The organism is Methylobacterium mesophilicum, assembly GCF_022179445.1.
GTDB classification, from domain to species: Bacteria; Pseudomonadota; Alphaproteobacteria; order Rhizobiales; family Beijerinckiaceae; genus Methylobacterium; species Methylobacterium mesophilicum.
In genome coordinates, this window is the sequence record NZ_BPQU01000099.1 from 1 (window position 1) to 380 (window position 380).

A 380-nucleotide genomic window follows, 5' to 3' on the forward strand; every position below is an offset into this window, starting at 1 on the left:
CCAGGCGGTGCAGAATGCGAACCTGATCTGCGGCCTGCCGGAGACCGCGCGACTGGATGGTGCCCCAGTCTGGCCCTGAATGAAGGCGGGCCCGGGAGACTGTCCGGGAGACGCGATTTCGTCCCCTCTCCAGGATGCAGGGCCGTCCGGGGACAGAAACAGACGCGGGTTCCCTTTGCCACACCGGGAGAGGGGGATCCCGCGCCTGATATGACGAGCAGCCCTCAGGCCGCCCGCACGGTGTGGAGGAAGCGGGCCACCTCGGCCGAGAGGTGCTCGGACTGGCGCGACAGCTCTGAGGCCGAGGCCAGAACCTGGCTCGCCGCCGCCCCCGTCTCCTCCGCGGCACCCGCCACCCCGGCGATGTTGCCGGTGACCTC

The 380-nt window shown here is 70.5% G+C and carries 1 pseudogene; it reads right to left on the bottom strand.

What is annotated here, in order from left to right:
• Positions 1-224 precede the first annotated feature (224 nt).
• Positions 225-380 (bottom strand): annotated as a pseudogene (locus tag MFF40_RS28380) (methyl-accepting chemotaxis protein); the annotation flags it as partial.